12 protein-coding genes are annotated in these 20543 nt (G+C 39.5%); 6 read left to right on the top strand and 6 right to left on the bottom strand.

Features of this window, described 5'->3' with window-relative positions:
• Positions 1-1077 precede the first annotated feature (1077 nt).
• The 3 genes from BUA16_RS17080 to BUA16_RS17070 form a co-directional block, all read right to left on the bottom strand.
• Positions 1078-3066 carry a putative porin gene (locus tag BUA16_RS17080; RefSeq protein ID WP_072765939.1) on the bottom strand — a complete coding sequence of 663 codons (1989 nt, stop codon included), beginning with the start codon at positions 3064-3066 and terminating at the stop codon, positions 1078-1080.
• Between the two features lie 244 nt (positions 3067-3310).
• Positions 3311-4867, bottom strand: a complete 1557-nt coding sequence (locus tag BUA16_RS17075) for a SusD/RagB family nutrient-binding outer membrane lipoprotein (RefSeq protein WP_072765938.1) — start codon at positions 4865-4867, stop codon at positions 3311-3313.
• A gap of 12 nt (positions 4868-4879) precedes the next feature.
• Entirely contained in the window at positions 4880-8125 is a 3246-nt protein-coding gene (locus BUA16_RS17070) for a SusC/RagA family TonB-linked outer membrane protein (protein ID WP_072765937.1), read from the bottom strand.
• A 570-nt stretch (positions 8126-8695) separates the two neighbouring features.
• Between BUA16_RS17070 and BUA16_RS17065 the strand changes: the two genes are divergently transcribed.
• From BUA16_RS17065 to BUA16_RS17050, 4 genes are all read left to right on the top strand, one after another.
• The gene (locus tag BUA16_RS17065) at positions 8696-9301 is read left to right on the top strand and encodes a ribonuclease HII (protein ID WP_072765936.1); all 606 of its coding nucleotides are present in this window, start codon (positions 8696-8698) and stop codon (positions 9299-9301) included.
• A 19-nt stretch (positions 9302-9320) separates the two neighbouring features.
• Positions 9321-11780 (top strand): hypothetical protein, encoded by a 2460-nt coding sequence (locus tag BUA16_RS17060; RefSeq protein WP_072765935.1) that lies wholly within the window; start codon positions 9321-9323, stop codon positions 11778-11780.
• A 372-nt stretch (positions 11781-12152) separates the two neighbouring features.
• Complete coding sequence (locus BUA16_RS17055) at positions 12153-13478, top strand: OmpA family protein (RefSeq protein WP_072765934.1); 1326 nt, start codon at positions 12153-12155, stop codon at positions 13476-13478.
• A gap of 22 nt (positions 13479-13500) precedes the next feature.
• A complete protein-coding gene (locus BUA16_RS17050; RefSeq protein ID WP_072765933.1) occupies positions 13501-14199 on the top strand; it encodes a TapB family protein in 699 nt (232 codons plus the stop codon).
• 55 nt (positions 14200-14254) lie between these two features.
• Here the strand turns inward: BUA16_RS17050 and lipB are convergent, their stop codons facing one another.
• Both lipB and BUA16_RS17040 read right to left on the bottom strand, forming a co-directional pair.
• Complete coding sequence (gene lipB, locus BUA16_RS17045) at positions 14255-14971, bottom strand: lipoyl(octanoyl) transferase LipB (protein WP_072765932.1); 717 nt, start codon at positions 14969-14971, stop codon at positions 14255-14257.
• A gap of 220 nt (positions 14972-15191) precedes the next feature.
• Positions 15192-15347, bottom strand: coding sequence for a YqaE/Pmp3 family membrane protein (locus BUA16_RS17040; protein WP_072765931.1), 156 nt, complete (start codon positions 15345-15347; stop codon positions 15192-15194).
• A 177-nt stretch (positions 15348-15524) separates the two neighbouring features.
• Between BUA16_RS17040 and lysS the strand changes: the two genes are divergently transcribed.
• Positions 15525-17216, top strand: coding sequence for a lysine--tRNA ligase (gene lysS / locus BUA16_RS17035; protein ID WP_072765930.1), 1692 nt, complete (start codon positions 15525-15527; stop codon positions 17214-17216).
• Positions 17217-17578: 362 nt separating this feature from the next.
• Positions 17579-20071 carry a zinc-dependent metalloprotease gene (locus BUA16_RS17030; RefSeq protein WP_072765929.1) on the top strand — a complete coding sequence of 831 codons (2493 nt, stop codon included), beginning with the start codon at positions 17579-17581 and terminating at the stop codon, positions 20069-20071.
• 264 nt (positions 20072-20335) lie between these two features.
• On the opposite strand, the gene BUA16_RS17025 is transcribed toward BUA16_RS17030, so the two are convergent.
• Positions 20336-20543 (bottom strand): ATP-binding protein (locus tag BUA16_RS17025; RefSeq protein WP_178338915.1); only part of this gene is annotated, 208 nt, incomplete at its 5' end.

Genomic DNA, 20543 nt, shown 5'->3' with positions numbered 1-20543 from the left:
TGCCGCTAGCGTTCATCCTGAGCCAGGATCAAACTCTTCATCGTTGATTTTTATATAACTTGATCAACCATTAAAAGCTAATTGCCCGGCCCGTGTTTTCGATTTTTATTCAATATTCCCGATCTGTCGCCAGAACGGAAATACGCTGTCTTTACAATATGTCTATGAACTTTTTATTCTTTTCTTATTCGCCCTGTCTCCCAAAGCGGCTGCAAATGTACAGCTTCTTTTTTACCCGGCAAGCTTTTTCGAAAAAATTAAATTCTTTCTTTTTGGCTTGACAGATTAGGGACACAACACTCAATGAACATGGCGCTCTTAACGCCTTTTTGCTTGCTCGGCACTGCCTCGCTAGCGGAGGGCAAAGGTACGCCTCTTTTTAAAACTGGCAAGGTTTTTATGCGGGTATTTTGGATTATTTTCGAGATATTTTTTTAACTACTTTATTTCCAATTATTTAAATTCTGACAAACCTTAAAAATCAATTACCGATTGGCTATAAACAATGAATTACCTTATTTATGAGCTTCTCGCTCCGCGAAGTCTCCCCACTTCGCGGCATACATCATTTTGAACCTTGAACTATAACGCCCCTCAAAGTCGGGAGACAAACAATTACCAATAACTAATTAGCAATAAGCAATAAAATCGGTTATAGAGTTGTCCTAGTATATAGATAGGCTCCTTTGATTAATAAAAAAAGTAAACGGTAGCGCTCGTCCCTGATAGAGGTTGCCCTCAATACGGGAACGAGGGCGACGCTCGCGCCAGCCATTCATTAGGGTATTGTAAACTATAATTTTTTTTAACGCTACATTACTACTTCCTACTTTAAACAATTGTTACATTTTCACATTAATCAATTTTTACATTGATCATTGTTTCCTGCTAATTGTTCATTGAAATCTGCGTTAGGGATTGTAGCGGCATCCTTTTTTAAGGGCACAGCCCTTAAAAAAGATATAGCGGAAAGCGCGACCCGCTAGGGGAACGCCCAAAACTTCCTTAGAAACAAAGAAATGCTATTGTGCTTACCCAAAAAACCTCAACAAACCATTTTGCCCCACCCTAAAACCTCTATGAAAAGAAATTCCAGACCAAGCCAAAGCGAATTACGAAATCGCGGTACGGATAGTTAGGCGCTGCATAATACTTTTTAGGAGAGAAAAGCGAATTGAAGTGCTCTGCCTTTAAGAATATCCTGGTTTGCTGCACCCGGGCATTTATAAAAAAGTCCAACATTGGAAAACTTCCCAATTCCTCCTTATCCTGAATAAAGAATTCACCCAATACCGGATTATAAGCATCCATATTATAGGCCGTAAAATACTTAAGCGTTATTCCTGTCTGAAGGTACATGGCCTTTTTAAACACATCATTAGAGTAATAAAGGGTATTTCTGGTAACCAATTCTGGAAGATTTAACACCTCATTGCTCTGGGTAACGTTTTGATACATCACCGTATTATTCAAGGCAAAATTCTTCCATTTAAACTCCTTTGCATACCTAAGCTTTAAAAGATCGACACTGGAATTTTCTTGAAAAGGCTTTACAAATGCTTGTTCTGCCCCCTCCTCGACGGTCTGATTTGGGTCGGAAGCGAAGTAGGTATAATTGTCCATAGTGGTATACTTGGCCATAATATTACCCCATACTTTGGTCCGCAAATTAAACTCCAGGCTCTGTATGTCTTGCTTTTTAAAGTCGTCTGTATGCTGCCAATTGTAGTTGCTATATTCACTTTGGTACAACAAGAAGTTATAATCGGGCATCTTGGAAGAGGAATGGATTGAAAAGTCCACTTCATTATCCTTATTAATCCTGTACCTTACAGCAGCATCGAGCAGACTCCCTGTGAAGGCCCCGGAAATAGCAGTTTTAAATTTTCCATCAATACGCAAGTTGCCTATCTTTTTATGGTATATGCCCCCTAGCGCAACCTCATCTCCTTTTAGCTGACTTTTTATAAGCTGCTCCGGCGTTTGCACTACCGAATTAAAGAAGTAGTTATACTGGTACAGGTCTACAAATGCGGTTACCTCCCCTAGGGTATTATTCTGAAGTTGGCCATTTAGCTGGTTATACATGGTTTTTAAAGTAGCCTTATCGTCTATGACCGACAAAAAGCTTTCTCCAAAATACCTGTTCCCTTGGGCTTGTTTAAACTGGTAGAATTTAGTTTCATAATTAAACTCGTGCCCTATGCTTAGCGCCGTTTTTCCTATCGCCGCCGAATCTGATTTCTTTCCGAACAATTGGTATTGGTGATCTAGAAAATACCGTTTCCCCAACACCCTATTATTGGCATCGGAAAACAGAACATCTACTCTGGAGCGATCCTTAAATTCTGGGTCTTCGGATTCGAATTGCAATTCTTTGTTTGCCAACCCACCGTTTTCTTCGGTTATTGAGTTTTGGGCGGCCATATGCATCCTAAACCTATAGCGGTTATTCTTGGTGAGGTAATTGGAAGTCATCTTAAAATTCCCGGACTCTGCCTGATCTGCCTGATATTTCCCTAAGGACCTAAAGCCTTTATAGGCTATGGAGAAGTTTAATCTTTTAGAGGTATTAAAAGCCAAGAGCGCATCGAGCAACTGCCCCTGCTCAAAGGTGGTTTTGAACATAAGATCGGTCATAGGGGTAGCGACATTATAATAGTCGACCTCATATGCCTCTAGGTAATTAAAATGTTTGGCTTTTGCCCCTAGCCCAGGGTAGTTCGTTTTTTGATCAAAATTAGCTCCCAACCTATTATAAGGTTGACCGACATTGGAAAATGGCATTAACTCAAAATCGTCCCGTCTTAAAAAATTGTATTTATATTCCTTTTGGATAGAAATAGTGGTATCCAAAAAGGTAGTGTCTCTTTGATAGTTTATTATCTGGTAATCCTTGATCGTAATTTCCTGGACGTTGGGATTTCTTTTTTGTTTAGACGGCAAATTTCGCTTGTTTTTCGCAATAGGCGAAGCCTCCAACTTTTTGGGGGTTGAAATCGAATCTTCTTGTGCCATAACGGCCTGACCAAAAAACACTATTAAAAGCGTCAATAAATATCTCATTGTACAAACTTACGAAGGCAAAGTTACTTTTTTTGTCCTTAACGGAATGTAAAAGTTTAAAAAACAGCTTCACATTTCCTTGCTAAAATAAGGATTCCCTTTAAAGGATTTCCAAAATCCCCCACTTCCTGAAATCCCCATGCCAAGGCTTACTTCTTTCCACATCTCCCAACCCCATAAAAAAAAGGCCTGCAAAGAAAATCCTTGCAGGCCAATTTTAAACATCACTTTAATATCTACAGTTTTAATTTAAATCCCAAAACAATTTAGTTTCTGCTTCGTCTCCGCCGATGGCGGTAGAAGCCGATGTATAATTAGTACCGTTAAGGGTTTGCTCTACGATAGGATAGGTATATCTGTTAGGAAAGCCGGAAACTGCTTCCGCTGGCGTTGCCATTACAGGATAGTCCAATAACCTTATAGACGTCCAGGCTTCTACTCCCCTATTAAAAAGAGCGATCCATTTTTGAGTACCGATAACCTCTTTCCATGGCGTAGTTGCCGTACTGGCAGCAATAGCGCTATTGTAATCGACATGGGCCAAGGCCAAATAGTCTGCTGTTTCTGCAGCGTTTCCGCCCCAGTACTCTATAGAGGCTGTGATGCCCATATCGTAATGTTCTTTAGCGGTACCTCCTACAGCAAAACCTCTTTCCACTGCTTCGGCCAATAAAAACTCCACTTCGGCATAATCCATTATAACCCCTGGTTCTGTTGCAGCTTCTACCCTTGGCGCCACTTGGCTATGGGAAGAAAAATTTGCCGTATTACCAATTTCACCTCCAAAATACACAACTTCTGCTACCGATGGATCTGCATCGATATTGGGAGAGAAATAGTACTTCATTCTAGGATCGGTACTGGTTACAGATCCCGGTACTACCGTACGGTTATCTTCTTCATTAATAACCCCATCATCGTTGGAATCCTCCAAATACTCATAACTTCTTGGCTGCATAATATCTACTATGGTTGTTGCCGCCACAAAATCCTTTCTACCGCTTAATACCATATTGTCGTGTATTGGGTTTGTATTCGGATCGGCCGATAAATACGCATAGGTAGCATTGTCATCGTTACTCGCCAACACTCCAGAAAGCACAGCGCTTTCTACGGTAGTCTTTGCAAAGGAATTGTCTACATCTGACAATAAAATCCCCATTCTAAGTTTTAAGGAATTGGCAAACTTTTTCCACTGCGTTACATTGCCATTATAAACCCTGTCTTCTTTCCCAAAACTCCCTACAGACTCATCCAAACCATTGATTGCTACGGTCAACCTTTCGATTAAATCTTTATAAACAGTTAAGCCATCGTCATACTTAGGGGTCAGGATATCGATATTTAAGGCCTCAGAATAAGGAACATCGCCAAAAGTCTCTACCAACACGCTATACGCATACACCTTTAAAATTTCTATAACCAATAGCTTATTTGGTTTTAGCACCTCTAATTCTGGCAGATAGGTTGTAGCCGCAATATTTATTTCGGCTTCATTCAAATCTTTAAGCACATCCTTGTACAAAACATCCCAATGTGTTTGCGGAATGTTTCTGGTTACCTGATCATAGTTACTTTCATCGGTATAGGTTGTTTCCTGTAAATACTGCGCCCACAACTTGGTGTTGTTGTTGTTTACATTTAAATCGACGATTTGATCTACAAGATTCTTTTGCGCCCCTGTAAACAAACTCTCCCCAGGAACAGTAGACGGATCCTTAATGTTCTCATTTAAACCTTCGAGGTTATCAGAACACGAAGCGAGCATTACCGCTGTCATCAATATTAATATTTTCTTCATCTTATATCTTTTTTAAAATTGTATTTTAACATTAAAACCTATATCTCTGGTCGTTGGTAAAGGACTCACCGAGTACCCTTGTAAGTTACCAGCCCCCAAACCTCCTTCTGGATCTTCATGAGGAATATTTTTATCAATGATCCATAGGTTAGAACCAACAAGACTTAAAGAAACATTCGTCAAAAAAGTATCTTCGATTATTTTTTTAGGCAAATTGTAAGCAACTGCCACCTCTCTTAGTTTTACATATCCGGCATCGTAAACAAATGCCTTGTTTGGCAACCCTCTACGATAACCAAAGGCTCCAAACCTGTCTGCCTGAATACGTGTAGTATTAGGAGCCCCGTCTGCATTTACACCAGGATTGATAAATCCACCCCCATCAGAAAGCGTATTCCTTACCGGATTTCCAAGATCATTGATAAAAGCAGTCTCGGCATACAAACCAGTAGCTCTACCATAATACTGGTCTAAAGAAAAAATACTCCCTCCTTTTTGAATATCGATTAAAAAGCTAAGCGTTAGATTTTTGTAGTTAAAACTATTGGAGATCCCCATTAACCAATCTGGGTTAGAATCTCCAATAACATTATTGGAACTAGAGGTTTTTACGTATTCGCCATTATCGGCATTTACAACTGGCTCTCCGTTCAAATAAGTATAGTCTGTTCCTTGAATAACACCATAAGGCTCCCCAACGGTGGCATTAATGGTAACACCGCCCTGAAAGGATCCTAGCTGAAGATTTTCGATACCCTCTTCCAAAGAAATAACTTCGTTTCTATTTCTAGTCCAGTTAAAGTTTACGTTCCATCTAAAATCATCGGTTTTAACAGGCATCCCCATTAAGGAAACCTCAACCCCTTTATTTTCTATCTCCCCAGCGTTCAACACTTTTTCTGTATAACCTGTGGCTGTTGAAACTGGCACTCCAAAAATTTGATCTACAGAATTGGTTTTGTAGTAAGCAAGATCGAATCCTAACCTATTTTGAAAAAATTTCATTTCTAAACCGGCCTCAAAACTTTGGGTTCTCTCTGGTTTCAATACTGGATTCTTTTTTCTGTTTCCAACAGAGGTATTTGGCGTTCCAATCGGCGTATTTACGATATAACTATCATAAAGAAAATCGAATGGCGCACTATTTCCTACCTCGGCATAGTTTAACCGCAGCTTACCAAAAGATAAGGCCGGAGCCTCTACAATACTGGAGAATACAAAACTACCGGCTACAGAAGGGTAATAGAATACACTGTTATCTTCAGGAAGTGTAGAGGAATGATCTCTTCTGATCGTGGCATCTAAATACAACATATTGTTATACCCTAAAGAAGCACTGGCAAACACTCCATCCACCCCAACTTTCTCATCGCGTTCTACGGGCAATGGAAGTGGACCTACACTATTTTGAAGGGAATATAATTTAGGAACACTCAAACCACCACTGGTAGACGAGTAAATAGATTGATATTCGCTACGTCTAATATTGGTTCCCAAAATTCCTTTCAGGTTAAAGTTTTCGCTTAGATCCTTATTAAAGTTAAGGGTCAGGTCATAATTCGTCTCTGTATTGTCTATGTTTCTTCTAGCATAACCAGCATCAACATTTCCTCTACTTACTCCAAAACTACTCGCCACACTCCCATTGGCTCTTCTTTCTTCTTGCAGTTCAGAATAGGTATCTGTTGCTACCCTGGCCATAACGCTTAACCAATCTGTCACCTCATAATTTAAGGACACATTTCCGATAAAACGACCTCTGGAATCATTCTGATAGTTTTCATATCTAGTCCAATAAGGGTTATCCCAGAAAATAGGCACTGATCCAGCCTCTGAAGTCGCCGGGTTCCAAGTGACATTCCTACCAGTAATATTATAGATATTTTCCAAATCCTTTAAATCTACATTCGTTTGCCACCACTGCTTAAACATCCCTACGATGTTATCACCATACCCGGTTGAGTTTCTGCCCAACCCACTAGATTTAATATAATTAGCGTATCCTGTCACGGTAAACTTATCGTTAAGCTTCATGGTTCCGCTCATTGAAAAGTTGTGCTTCTTAATAGAACTATTAGGCATTAACCCTTTTTGATCAAACTGAGTGTAGTTCATTCTATAGGAACCAGCATCGGAAGCCTTTTCCATGGAAACAGAATTCGTAGTGGTTACCGGTGTCTCAAAAAAGCTTATCGGACCATTTTTAGCATTTATCCAAGGTGTTGCTTTCCTATAGTTTGGAGACTCAGGATCAAAAGAATCCCATTGATATACTAATAAATTTGGATCGAAAGGTGCACCATAAGAACCGTCTTCGGTATACACCGCTACTTGATCATCATTACCATCGCCAGTGACATCTTCTAAGTACCAATACCCGTCTGGCCCATCGTAATAATGTCCGTAACCAGCACCGTATTGGGTCTGATACTTGGCAAAGGTACTTTTATCTATAGACCCAAAAGAAACTCCTGAATTTACCGTTACCCCGATCCCATCGGTTTTACCTCCTTTTTTTGTAGTAATCATAATAACACCGTTGGCTGCTCTTGATCCGTATAGTGCCGATGCTGCAGCACCTTTAAGGACGTTTACGGATTCAATGTCTTCTGGATTAATATCGGAAGCAGCATTACCGTAATCGTAATAGCCTCCTCTACCATTAGCTTGTCCTGTTGCATTAGAACTAGCATTGCTAACAGGCACCCCATCTATCACAAACAAGGCCTGATTGCTTCCCGTCAAAGAAGCATTTCCACGGATGACCACGTTGGTAGACCCCCCGAAGTTATTGTTTTTCTTAATCTGAATACCAGAGGCCTTTCCTGAAAGCGCGTTTACAAAATTCCCGCTCTTAACTGTATTCAGCTCCTCGCCCTTTACCTCTTGAGTGGCATACCCCAAGGACTTTTTATCCCTAGAAATACCCAAGGCAGTGACTACTACCTCTTCCAGCGCCTGGGCATCCTCTTCCATAGAAACATTAATAGTAGATGATGCACCTATCACAACAGACATGCTTTTTTGTCCCAAATACGTAAACAAAAGCGTTTGCCCTACCTGGCCCTGAATAGTGTAATTACCGTCGAAATCTGATTGAGTACCATTGGTTGTTCCCTGTACTATAATATTTACTCCAGGCAGTGGAATCCCATTTCCATCTGTCACATTTCCTGAAATAGTTTTATCCTGTCCATAGGACAAACCCATAATGAACACCATTAAAGGCGTCAAAATCCAAGTCAATTTTGGTTTCATTTATTTATTTTTTTAATTAGTTTCCCTCAAACTTCTTAAAAATTAGTTAACAAACCTATTTTTTATAACAATAAGAAGATCAAATGTTAATTTAAAACCGATATTTACATTTTTTACAATATTTTATAACTTTTATTAAATTATTGTTTCTTTTTTAAACTTATTATCGCATTTACAGCTTACTTAAACGTATAATATTTCATTTTAAACAATAATTGATTTATTTCTCCATAATTTATAAACAACTGTATTCTTTACGGTTATAAAACAACCGTTCTTCCCTTTAGCATTTAAAAACACTAATTTTAACATAAATATTTGTTAATTTTATTTTCTTGGTTTTGTTGTGTTTTTCTTAAAAAATATTTCTACACTGAGCGCCTAGGATTTTTAAATTTAAAGCCTCCTTGCTTCCTTCATGCTGCCATATTTTGTAATTTTGAACCGTTATGCTCTTGGCATGACGCTATATCTTTCATCTAGATTTTTCTATGATTAAAATTTGAGCCAGGCTATCCTTGGCAATAGCATTTCGAAATAAAAATTTCCATAAAAATTGAATATCAGAATATGTTGGAACCATACTTTAATTCCTTTAATGAAGCGGGCACGGATGAAGCGGGCCGAGGGTGCTTAGCGGGCCCCGTAACTGCCGCCGCAGTAATTTTGCCCGAACATTTCAAAAATGACATTTTAAACGATTCCAAAATAGTATCAGAACTTAAAAGAAACCAGCTAAAGCCAATCATAGAGGAGAATGCCATGGCCTTTGGAGTGGCCCATGTCTATCCGGACGAAATTGACAAGATTAATATCCTGAACGCCTCCTTTTTGGCCATGCACAAAGCGCTGGACCTAATTGAAAAGCAACCCGATTTTATTATTGTAGATGGCAACAGGTTTACTCCTTACCAAAATATACCACATGCCTGTATTGTCAAAGGAGACGGCAAGTACCTTAGTATCGCCGCTGCTTCCATCCTAGCAAAAACCTACCGCGATGCTTATATGGAAAAAATCCACTTGGAATTCCCCATGTACAATTGGAAAAAAAACAAAGGATATCCCACCAAAGAGCACCGAGAAGCCATACGGGAATTTGGACTAACCCCCTATCATAGAAAAAGTTTCAGACAATTACCACAACAATTAAAGCTAGATATATTAAAATCTTAAATTTGACGAAACCTTGATTATGAGAATTAAAATACTGGCCATTTTGTTTTTACTTACCCTAGGATGTACAAAAAAAGCTACGACCTCCTTTCCGCTATTATTGTATGTTCCAGAAAACAGTTCCCTCATTATAAAAATTAATGATCAAACGGCTTTTTTAAGTCAATTGGACCAGAACGATCTTTTAAAAACCTTGTCTGCTACAAGTGCTTATAAAACTATCGCAGAAAAAACTGCTTGCCTAAAATATCTAAAGTCCCATTCCGAAAGTATATTAACTTTTGTAGAATTAGGGAAAGGAAATTTCGAGGGACTTTATATCACCGAAAGCTCCGAGGACCTCTTTCAGCTGAACGATAGCATACAAAAGGCGGTAGCGAATATTTCTTACCAAGGAAAAAACATCCATACCTACCAATTAGATCAGGAAGAATATTTCACTACAGAAATAGAAGATAAAACGATTATCAGTACCGCTCAAATCCTAATAGAAAATTTAATCCGGAACCAAAATAATCTCAAGACCAACGAGTCCCTTCACAAACTATTCTACATAGCCGACCAAAAAAGCAGCGCCAATATATTTATCAACCTCAACCTTAGCAAACCCTTTCCATTGGCATTTTTGGGCGAAACGGGCAAAGTAGACGTATCCAAGTTTTCTGATTGGGCCGCATTTGATTTTGACATGAACAAGGACCATGTAAAACTAGGGGGAATTAGTATCGCTGCCGATGTGGCTTCTAAATACAGTAAACTTTTCTCCAATACCCGGCCCTTGGCCAATAGAACGCCAATCTTTGCGCCTTTCGGAACAGAGGCCATTGTTTCCCATACTTTTGAGGATTACAAAATATTTTCACAAAACCAAAAAAAATACTTGGACAGATCTGTGGTGATCGACACTACTTTTAAAGAAGTCGAAGAAATTGGTTTTGTTTATGTAAACCAGCAAAAGGCCGTTCTCGTTCATACGTATAATGCGGAAACGATCCTTCATTATTTAGATGACCTTAAAGTACAATCGGACGAATACCAGGGCAATGAGATTGTAACACTATCCAAGGGCGATTTTTTAAATCATTATTTCAACCCACTTGTTAAGGGATTCCGGGCCAAGCACTATACCATTTTAGAAAATGCTTTTGTTTTTGCGCCTTCCATGGAACTTTTGAAAACATTTATAAGCAATTTCAAAAACGCCTCTACTTTTGAGAAAACATCGTATTACAAAACGGCCCGTAGGCAATTGGCAGATGAATCGTCAGTACTCTTTGTGGGCAACAATAAGGGAATAGAATACTTCCTCAAAGAATTTGCCGACGAAAAAACGGTTTCCCAGATAACCACCGATGACCTCTCCCAATACACTTTTGCCGCCCAAATGGTAAGCGATGAAAATTTTCATCACACCACCTTGCTGGCCCAAAAAATAGCGCATGAAACCCATCTAAATAAGACCACGCCCCTTTTCACCTTGGGGCTGGACAATCAAATTGCCACCAACCCACAATTTGTCACCAACCATAACACCAAACTCAAAGAGATTGTTTTCCAAGACCATCAGAATGTTCTTTATCTAATCTCAACATCGGGGAAAGTACTGTGGAAAAAACAACTCGATGGCAAGATCCAAGGAGCTATTGAACAGGTAGACCTATACAAAAACGGAAGGTTACAACTTGCCTTCACCACCCATAACCAATTCCTGATCCTAGACCGGACCGGGAAGGAAGTACGTCCCTTTAATTTCACCTATGAAGGCGGCAATCTTAATCCGCTGGCCGTATTCGACTATGACGGAAACAAGAATTATAGGTTCGTCGTTTCCCAAGGCACCAAAATATTCATGTACAACAGCGCCGGTAAGATCGTAAAAGGCTTTAAATACGACAAGGCCGATAGCCCCGTTATTGGTACTCCAAAACATTTTAGGATAGGAAAAAAAGATTATCTGGTCTTTAAAAATGAAGGAGGGAGTTTACAAATACTGTCCCGTACCGGCAAGACCCGAATAAAGGTTAAGGACAAAATAAACTTTTCCGATAATCCGGTGCTCCTTCATAAAAATAAGTTTGCTGTGACCGATCAAAAAGGCACCCTTTATCTAATTGACGAAAAGGGCAAAATAAGTCGAGAAAACCTCATGTTACAGCCAGATCATGGGATAGACGCCACGGACAAAACCTTAGCGGTCATGAACGATCATATTCTGAGCATTAGAAACAAAAAAGTTGAACTGGAACTTGGCGTTTATTCAAAACCGAAGATATTTTATCTAAACGATAAGATCTACGTCAGCGTAACAGATATACAAAACCAAAAGATTTACCTTTTCGATAGTCAGGCTCTCCCTATTTCCAATTTTCCAGTTCCGGGAAATTCTATTATTGATTTACAAGATATGGACAATGACCATAAACTAGAACTAGTAGTAAAGGATCAGAACAACGGCATTTTGGTATATAGGATCAATTAATACGTATACCGTTCTCAAAATCCTGTCTGGGTGGGTGTGACGGGGTATTTTATTTCGAACTCAAGGCTCGTTTCTTTGCCCTACACCTCTTGGCAAAATACTTTGGGCGTTCCCTCCTTCGTCGGGCAGGCCCTTGGCTATATCCCTTGCCTTGCTGCGGGGATGCCGCCGCGGTCCCTAACGCAAAAAATGATATAATCATCACCATGGATCCATTCCAGCACTGCCAAACAACCAGTAGCACAAAAATACACTCAACACACACAATACCACATAGTTAAGACCCGATAATTCATTATATTTAAGGTTATAGCAGTAGTCTTTTTAATTCAAAGACTTAGTTTTTTTCGAACACTTTAAAATAATACGATTATGAATTTCCACAAAATTCTTCCTACATCGGTATTATCCCTATTATTTATTGTCTGTTTTACCCATGGGACGAATGCCCAAATCCTTAAAAAGCTCGGAAAAAGAGCACAGAAGGCAGCCGAACGTACCGTTGAACGCAGGGTAGAAAGGGAAACCCAAGAAAAAACAGATGAAGTATTGGACAGTATCCTAGAGCCGGGGACCAAAAGAACCACTGCCGATCCGTCCCTGGAAAACCCATTACCCCCAGGAGGACAGAACAATCCTGGTAATAACTCGGAAGGCAGGGCAGATTCCCAAGACGATCGACAAGCCATTGCCGTATACAGTAAATTTGATTTTGTTCCAGGAGACAAGCTGTTGTTTTTCGACGATTTCTCCGATGAATTCTTAGGGGACTTCCCTTCTAAATGGAACACCAATGCTGGAGGAGAAGTGGTGTCGATCAATGATAATGGCGAAAAGTGGCTGGAATTGGTTTCGGGTTACAACATCTATTTTATCCCCGACGTACCAGATTTACCGGAGGACTACACCATTGAATTTGATGTATTAGGGCTAGGCCTAGACAATAAGACCTCTTCCAATGCTATCCTGAGGGTAGATTTAAGTGATGACGACAAATTTAAAGAAGGTGCTAACTTTGTACAAGCCCATATCTCTTTTGTTCAATATATCGATAAAGGGATTACCATGGAAAACCGAATCAATAATAAAAGGGAAATTTACAGCGTAGTCAAGGCCGATCTTAGGGAGGAGGTTTTAAATGTTCCACATATTTCCATAGCCGTCAACAAACAACGATTCCGATTATGGGTCAATGAAGAAAAGCATATCGATATCCCAAGGATTGTACCCCAAGGAACTGTATTGACCACCTTAAAATTCCATATGAACAACTTTAAAGAAGGAAAGGAACGGCTATTCATTAAAAATCTTAAGGTAGCCGAAGGTGGAATAGACCTACGACGCAAGTTGATTTCGGAAGGGGAAGTGTCTACAAACGGAATCTTATTCGATTCTGGGTCGGCCAATATTCAGCCCCAATCGATGGGTATCATACGGCAAATCTCCCAAGTGCTCCAGGAAGAAAACGGCATGAACTTGCTTATAATTGGTCATACCGATACCGATGGTCCCGACGATGCCAATTTGAGCCTATCCCAAAAACGCGCCGCTGCGGTAAAAAATGCATTAGTAAATATATATGGTATTGATGCCGCGCGCCTGCAAACCGACGGCAAAGGAGAAACCCAACCGATCGCAGACAATAGCACTACTGACGGAAAAGCCCAGAATAGGCGTGTTGTCTTCAGAAAAAATTGATGTAAACTACTAAAAATGCAATATGATACCTAAAAACACAATCGCATTATTCGTCCTCTTAATTTCTTTTCTGGCTTTCCCTCAGGGCAATTGCAGTAAATTCTACCCCATGGAGAAAGGCACAAGCTTTCAGTATACTATGAGCAACAAAAAAGGGAAGACCGAAGGTATAACCGATTACTCTATAACAAAGGTAGAAAATTCGGGCGGCCATACAACCGCCACCATGAGTATGAGGTTTACCGATGAAAAAGGGAAGGAAGTCTTTGTTTCCGACTATAAGATGACCTGTACGGGAGATGGAATTAAACTAGACTATAATTCTCTGGTGCCTTCACAAATGATACAACAATACACAGAAATGGGCTTGGAAATGGATATAAGCGGAACAGACATAGAGCTCCCCAATAACCTCAGCGTGGGCCAACAACTAACCGATGCCAATGTCACCGTAAAAATTAGTATGACCGGCATGAATATGTCCATAAAAGTAGACCAGGTAAATCGGAAAGTAGAAAAGAAAGAAACGGTTACCACTTCCGCGGGAAATTTTGATTGCTATGTTATCGCCCAGGACAATACTTCTGAAACCATGGGCGTAAAAACATCTTTTTTATCTAGGCTATGGCTAGCGGAAGGAGTAGGCATGGTCAAACAGGAAACGTACCAAAAGAACGGAGACCTTATGAACCTTATGGAACTCACACAATTTAACAAATAATAATACAGACCTAAAAAAGCAAAAAACCGAGGTTCTTGCCTCGGTTTTTTCTATATTAAACATGCTTGGTCACCGGCAAAAACGCTGCCTCGAATAGCGCGGAAAAATGTTTTAATAATTTTTCTTTTACCCCTTCCAAATCTACTTTCACTACTCCTAATTCTACATTTAGGGAGGTTACTGCCTTGCCTTTTATCCCACAAGGGATCATCAAATCAAAATAACCTAGATCGGCATTTACATTTAAGGCAAAGCCGTGCATGGTTACCCATCGGCTAGCCCTAACGCCCATAGCACATATTTTACGGGCAAAAGGAGTGCCCACATCTAACCAGACCCCCGTTTCCCCAGGGGAACGTTCGGCATTTAGGCCATACTCCTTTAGGGTTAGAATTACGGTTTCTTCTAAGAACCTCAGATATTTATGAATATCGGTGAAAAAATTATCCAGATCCAAAATAGGATACCCTACAATTTGCCCTGGCCCGTGATAGGTAATATCGCCGCCCCTATTAATCTTGTAAAAACTAGCACCCTTTTCCTTTAAAACATTTTCATCGACTAAAAGATTAGTCATATCCCCGCTTTTACCCAAAGTATACACATGAGAATGCTCTACAAACAGCAAATGGTTGGAAGTTTCCAATTGGGTGCCTTCTCTTCTATTTTTTATTTTAACATCTAAAATAGACTGAAACAAAGATTCCTGATAATCCCAAGTTTCTTTATAGTCCTTACGGCCCAAATCTTCTAAAAGAATCTTTTTATTCATGTGGCAAAGGTACAAAGTCTATATAGAATTTTATATCAAAATATACCAATTAAGCCATGGTGTTATGCCGTGTTAAAAAACAATGGCTATACCAATAGTTCTTATAGCGACACATCAGCGTGCTTAAGGTCTAACAAATTACCCCTATATGGTTTTTAGGATTGGCCCACGCAACTCCCCCTCCTTATCCAAGGATACATTGAGCTATTTCTAGATCTGGTTAATTAGGCTTGTTAAGGATAATCAAAGCCGCTATCACTCCTGGCACCCATCCGCACAAGGTTAATAGAAAAACAATAAGAATAGATCCACATCCTTTCCCTATAACGGCAAGAGGCGGAAAAAAAATAGCTAATAATACTCTCCAGAAACTCATTTTTTATTTTTAATTTTTACAATACCTCTTTTAACTAAAAAGGGATACTTATATGACCCAAAATTAGGTGAAATGTTACAAGAGTATAAAATTAATATTTAGGAACACAACAATCCTAACTATTGGATTGATAGATTAAGCTAGAGTACCTATATTTGCAGCCTTAATTATAAGCATATGCAACTTTCGGAACAAGAAGTAATCAGGAGAGAAAAACTTACTAAATTAAGGGAGCTGGGCATAGACCCTTACCCAGCGGCCCTATACCCAGTGAATAATACTTCTAAAGGAGTTAAGGACAACTACGAAGAAGGCAAAAAGGTAGTCCTTTCCGGAAGGCTGATGTCCAGAAGAATTCAGGGTAAAGCTTCTTTCGCTGAATTACAAGATAGCGAAGGACGTATACAGGTTTACTTTAATAGAGACGAAATATGTACAGGAGACGATAAGACCTTGTACAATGAAGTATATAAAAAATTATTGGATATCGGTGATATTATCGGTATCGAAGGAGAAGCTTTTACCACCCAGGTAGGTGAAAAAACAGTGATGGTAAAAAACTTTAGCTTACTGAGTAAATCTTTACGCCCTTTACCTTTGCCAAAGGTAGATGCCGAAGGCAATGTTTACGATGAGTTCAATGATCCAGAATTACGGTACCGTCAGCGGTATGTAGATTTGGTGGTAAACCCGTCGGTAAAGAAGAACTTCATTAAGCGTACCAAAATCACCAACAGTATCCGTCAATTTTTTAATGAAGCCGGTTACTTGGAGGTAGAAACCCCTATTTTACAGCCAATTCCAGGAGGCGCTGCGGCACGTCCGTTTATGACTCATCACAATGCCTTAAATATGCCTTTGTATTTAAGAGTTGCGAACGAACTTTACCTAAAACGATTAATCGTCGGTGGTTTTGATGCGGTCTATGAATTTGCCAAAGATTTCAGGAACGAAGGGATGGACCGTACCCATAACCCGGAATTTACGGTTATGGAACTGTACGTGGCATATAAGGACTACCACTGGATGATGGATATGACCGAGCGGTTGTTAGAGAAAGTAGCGCTCGATTCTAATGGTACTACCAAAGTTAAGGTAGGTAAAAATGAAATTGAATTTAAAGCCCCTTACCCTAGAGTTCCAATTTTGGAAGCTATTAAAACACATACTGGGTATGATGTTGCCGGTATGACAGAAGCTGAATTGCGTGAGGTTGCCAAAAAACTTGGCCTAGAAGTAGATGAAACTATGGGTGTTGGTAAACTTATAGATGAAATATTCGGTGAAAAATGTGAGCATTTTTACATCCAACCAACCTTCATTACGGATTATCCTAAAGAGATGAGTCCGCTTACTAAAGAACACAGAGACAACCCTGCCTTAACAGAACGCTTTGAGCTGATGGTAAACGGCAAAGAATTAGCGAATGCTTATTCTGAGCTGAACGACCCAATTGACCAGCGCGAACGCTTTGAGGATCAATTGCAACTGTCGGAAAAAGGTGATGATGAGGCCATGTTTATTGACCAAGACTTCCTTAGAGCCTTAGAATACGGAATGCCTCCTACCAGTGGTATCGGTATCGGTATAGACCGTTTGGTGATGTTAATGACTAACAATGCCTCTATACAAGAAGTATTGTTCTTCCCTCAGATGAGACCCGAGAAAAAGCCCGTGGATCTTTCTGAAAACGAAAAGGCTATTTTCGATATTATAAAAAAAGAAAAAAGAATGCCTTTAGAAGCTCTAAAAGCAGCTTCGGAACTAAGCAACAAGGCCTGGGACAAGGGAATAAAAGGATTGGCCAAACACGGCTTGACCAATGTTATCAAGGAAGGCGATGCTTTAATTTGCGAGTTAAAGGCGTAAGCACAAGATTCTTGTACATAATAAAGGTAAAGAGACTGTCTTTAAAGGCGGTCTCTTTTTGTTTTAAAGGAAATCATGCTTTTAAAAAATACAGTCCCCCCTAAGATCAGCAAAGACTTTACCTTCGACTACCTCAAATATTACCTACAAAAACATCTGTAGCACACTGTCCATGTACAGGTTACACATTATTATACGTTTTAATCAAAAAGCAATTATAATATCCTTTCTCTTTACCCTACTAGTAATGCTCCTATCGGCCCCAAGGTATAGTTGTTTTTTATGCCTGCTATAAGTTTCTGAAAATTAAATATTTTTCAGTTCTTTGATACATTGAAGAAATCATCTAATCTAATTTAAGCATGTTTAAAAAAGTACTCCCAAAAATGTTATTTTCATTTTTGTTGTTGGGCTGCATTACCACTACAGAAGCCCAAATTTTTAAAAAGAAAAAACAAAAGACCGATCAATCGGACACAAAGGCCAAAAAAGGAGAATTAGAGCCCTATGCCAAAGTAATCACCAAGGAGGCCAAGACAGACAAAGGTCTTTTTGATGTTCATACGGTCGGGGATAAATACTACTATGAAATACCAGATTCTTTGTTCAACAAAGAAATGTTAATGGTCACCAGAATTTCCAAAACAGCTAATGGCATAGGTTTCGGTGGAGGAAAAATAAACACTAAGGTCTTAAGATGGGAAAAGAACGCTAAAAAGGTATTGTTACGCGTGGTTAGTTACGATGTGGTTGCCGCAGATTCTTTACCGGTACAGGAGGCGGTCATAAATTCAAATTTTGAACCCGTATTGTATAGTTTCGATGTCAAGACCATTAAAAAAGATTCGGTAAACCCAGCTACGGTAATTGCCATCAATGAGCTCTTCGAAAAAGACGTTAATGCCTTGGGGATGCCAGAAGGGTATCGCAAGAAATTTAAAGTGTCCCGTGTAGACGATTCTAGAAGTTTTATCGAATCAATTAAAAGTTACCCTTTAAATATTGAAGCCAGACATGTAAAAACTTATGTTGCCAGTAACGCTCCTTCCAACGAAAGTTTAGGGTCTATATCTATCGAAATCAACAATTCTATGATTCTTCTACCCAATGAACCTATGAAACGACGCTATTTTGATGAGCGCGTAGGTTGGTTTGCCCGTGGACAGGTAGATTACGGCTTGGATGTACAAGAGAGTAAAACCATCAAATTTCTTGACCGTTGGAGGTTGGAAGTAAAAGATGAAGATATTGAGAAATTTAACCGAGGAGAATTGGTTGAACCCAAAAAACAAATTGTCTATTATGTAGATAGGGCCACACCAAAACAATGGGTGCCTTTTATTAAGCAAGGAATAGAAGACTGGCAAGTAGCTTTTGAAGCTGCAGGTTTTAAAAATGCTATCATTGCCAAAGACCCTCCAACAGTAGAGGAAGATCCGGAATGGTCGCCAGAAGATGTACGTTATTCTGTTGTACGTTATTTGGCCTCTCCGATACCTAATGCCAACGGACCTCATGTGAGTGATCCTAGAACTGGGGAGATATTAGAATCGGATATCAACTGGTACCACAACGTAATGACCTTACTGCGAAACTGGTATTTTGTACAGACCGCCGCCATTAACCCAGAGGCTCGCGGGGTTGCTTTTAAAAATGAGGTTATGGGAAGATTGATCCGTTTTGTATCTTCTCATGAAGTAGGACATACCTTGGGATTACCACACAATATGGGAAGTAGCGTTGCCTACCCTGTTGACTCCTTACGATCTGCTAGTTTCACCAAAAAATATGGTACCGCTCCTTCTATAATGGATTATGCCCGGTTTAATTATATAGCACAACCAGGGGATGAAGGTGTTGCCATGATGCCCGAGATTGGGGTATACGACAAATATTCCATTGCTTGGGGGTACAGACCGATATTGGATAAAACCGCGGAAGAAGAAAAAGAAATCCTAGACCGTTGGATCCTAAAACATGCCGGAGACCCATTATACCGTTTTGGACACCAACAAGTAGGAGATGTGGTTGATCCTAGTTCGCAAACCGAAGATTTGGGCGACGATGCCATAAAAGCAAGCTTCTACGGTATTGAGAACTTAAAACGAATTACCCCTAGACTGATAGAATGGACAGCCGAAAAAGGGAAAAATTACGACGACCTTGGTATTATGTACGGACAGGTGGTATCTCAATTCAACAGATATATGGGCCATGTCAGCAATAATATAGGCGGCGTTTACGAAAACTACAAAACCTACGACCAAGAAGGAGCCGTATATACCCCGGTTGACAAAGACCACCAAAAAAACTGCTTGCTTTTTGTTCAGGAACAACTATTCGAAACACCGACCTGGTTAATCGATCAGAATATTTTTAATAGAATAGAGTACTCCGGATCTGTAGAACGCCTTAGAAAGGTTCAAGTAAATACTTTGAACAATATTTTAAGTTTAGGAAAACTAGCCCGTTTAATAGAACAAGAAACCGCGAATCCATCAGAAGCTTATAAAACTTTAGAGATGATGAAAGATCTTCGACAAGGAATTTGGTCGGAAACCAAATCTGGACGTACCATAGACACCTATAGAAGGAATCTTCAAAAAGCTCATATAGACAGATTGGAATTTCTTATGACCGCTCCTAGCGAAAATAAAAAGTCTACTTCTGGCGGGTATCAAAAGTCTACTGTCATTAATACTAGTCAATCTGATATAAGATCTATTGCTAGAGCCGAGTTAAACACTCTAAAAAGAGAGGCTAAAAATGCTGTTGCAAAAACAAGAGATTCGATGAGCAAATATCACTTACAAGATATCGTAGAAAGAATAGAGGCCATTTTGGATCCAAAATAAAAAAGGGTTCTAATAACATGAACTAAAAGGTGCGGTTTATCCGCACCTTTTTTGTTTCATTTCCCCTTCAAACCCGAACAACAAGGGTAAGAATTCAATTACACCACAAAAAACAAGCATTTCACCACAATTCCTGTAAACTATACTTTTATTTTTGTAGTTTTAGGATGATGTAATCGGTAAGTAACAATGCTCAGAAATTGGCAAATAAGAGTGCACAGTTTTTGGCAACAAGAATGCACAATCTTTGTAAATATAATGAGGTTATTCCTTCTGTTCAAAAAAAGTTTTTCTATTCTCCATTCTATAACTTTTTCCAGATAGATTCATTACGTCACATCGGTAGAGCAATCTATCAAGTAGCGCTGTAGCCAGCACTTCATCATCCAGCATTCTGGCCCAATCGGCGGCCATTTTATTTGTGGTAATGATAAAGCAGGTGTTTTCATATAATTGATTGATAAAATTAAAC

Origin of the sequence: Arenibacter nanhaiticus, from assembly GCF_900141935.1 — a bacterium.
Classification (GTDB): Bacteria; Bacteroidota; Bacteroidia; order Flavobacteriales; family Flavobacteriaceae; genus Arenibacter; species Arenibacter nanhaiticus.
Note: the sequence above shows the minus strand (reverse complement) of the source record. Positions and strands in the feature narration are given on the sequence as shown.

What these genes read in the sequence shown, in the direction of transcription:
- BUA16_RS17080 (WP_072765939.1), bottom strand. Translation starts at nt 3,066, where the DNA reads ATGAGATATTTATTGACGCTTTTAATAGTGTTTTTTGGTCAGGCCGTT.
- BUA16_RS17075 (WP_072765938.1), bottom strand. Translation starts at nt 4,867, where the DNA reads ATGAAGAAAATATTAATATTGATGACAGCGGTAATGCTCGCTTCGTGT.
- BUA16_RS17070 (WP_072765937.1), bottom strand. Translation starts at nt 8,125, where the DNA reads ATGAAACCAAAATTGACTTGGATTTTGACGCCTTTAATGGTGTTCATT.
- BUA16_RS17065 (WP_072765936.1), top strand. Translation starts at nt 8,696, where the DNA reads ATGTTGGAACCATACTTTAATTCCTTTAATGAAGCGGGCACGGATGAA.
- BUA16_RS17060 (WP_072765935.1), top strand. Translation starts at nt 9,321, where the DNA reads ATGAGAATTAAAATACTGGCCATTTTGTTTTTACTTACCCTAGGATGT.
- BUA16_RS17055 (WP_072765934.1), top strand. Translation starts at nt 12,153, where the DNA reads ATGAATTTCCACAAAATTCTTCCTACATCGGTATTATCCCTATTATTT.
- BUA16_RS17050 (WP_072765933.1), top strand. Translation starts at nt 13,501, where the DNA reads ATGATACCTAAAAACACAATCGCATTATTCGTCCTCTTAATTTCTTTT.
- lipB (WP_072765932.1), bottom strand. Translation starts at nt 14,971, where the DNA reads ATGAATAAAAAGATTCTTTTAGAAGATTTGGGCCGTAAGGACTATAAA.
- BUA16_RS17040 (WP_072765931.1), bottom strand. Translation starts at nt 15,347, where the DNA reads ATGAGTTTCTGGAGAGTATTATTAGCTATTTTTTTTCCGCCTCTTGCC.
- lysS (WP_072765930.1), top strand. Translation starts at nt 15,525, where the DNA reads ATGCAACTTTCGGAACAAGAAGTAATCAGGAGAGAAAAACTTACTAAA.
- BUA16_RS17030 (WP_072765929.1), top strand. Translation starts at nt 17,579, where the DNA reads ATGTTTAAAAAAGTACTCCCAAAAATGTTATTTTCATTTTTGTTGTTG.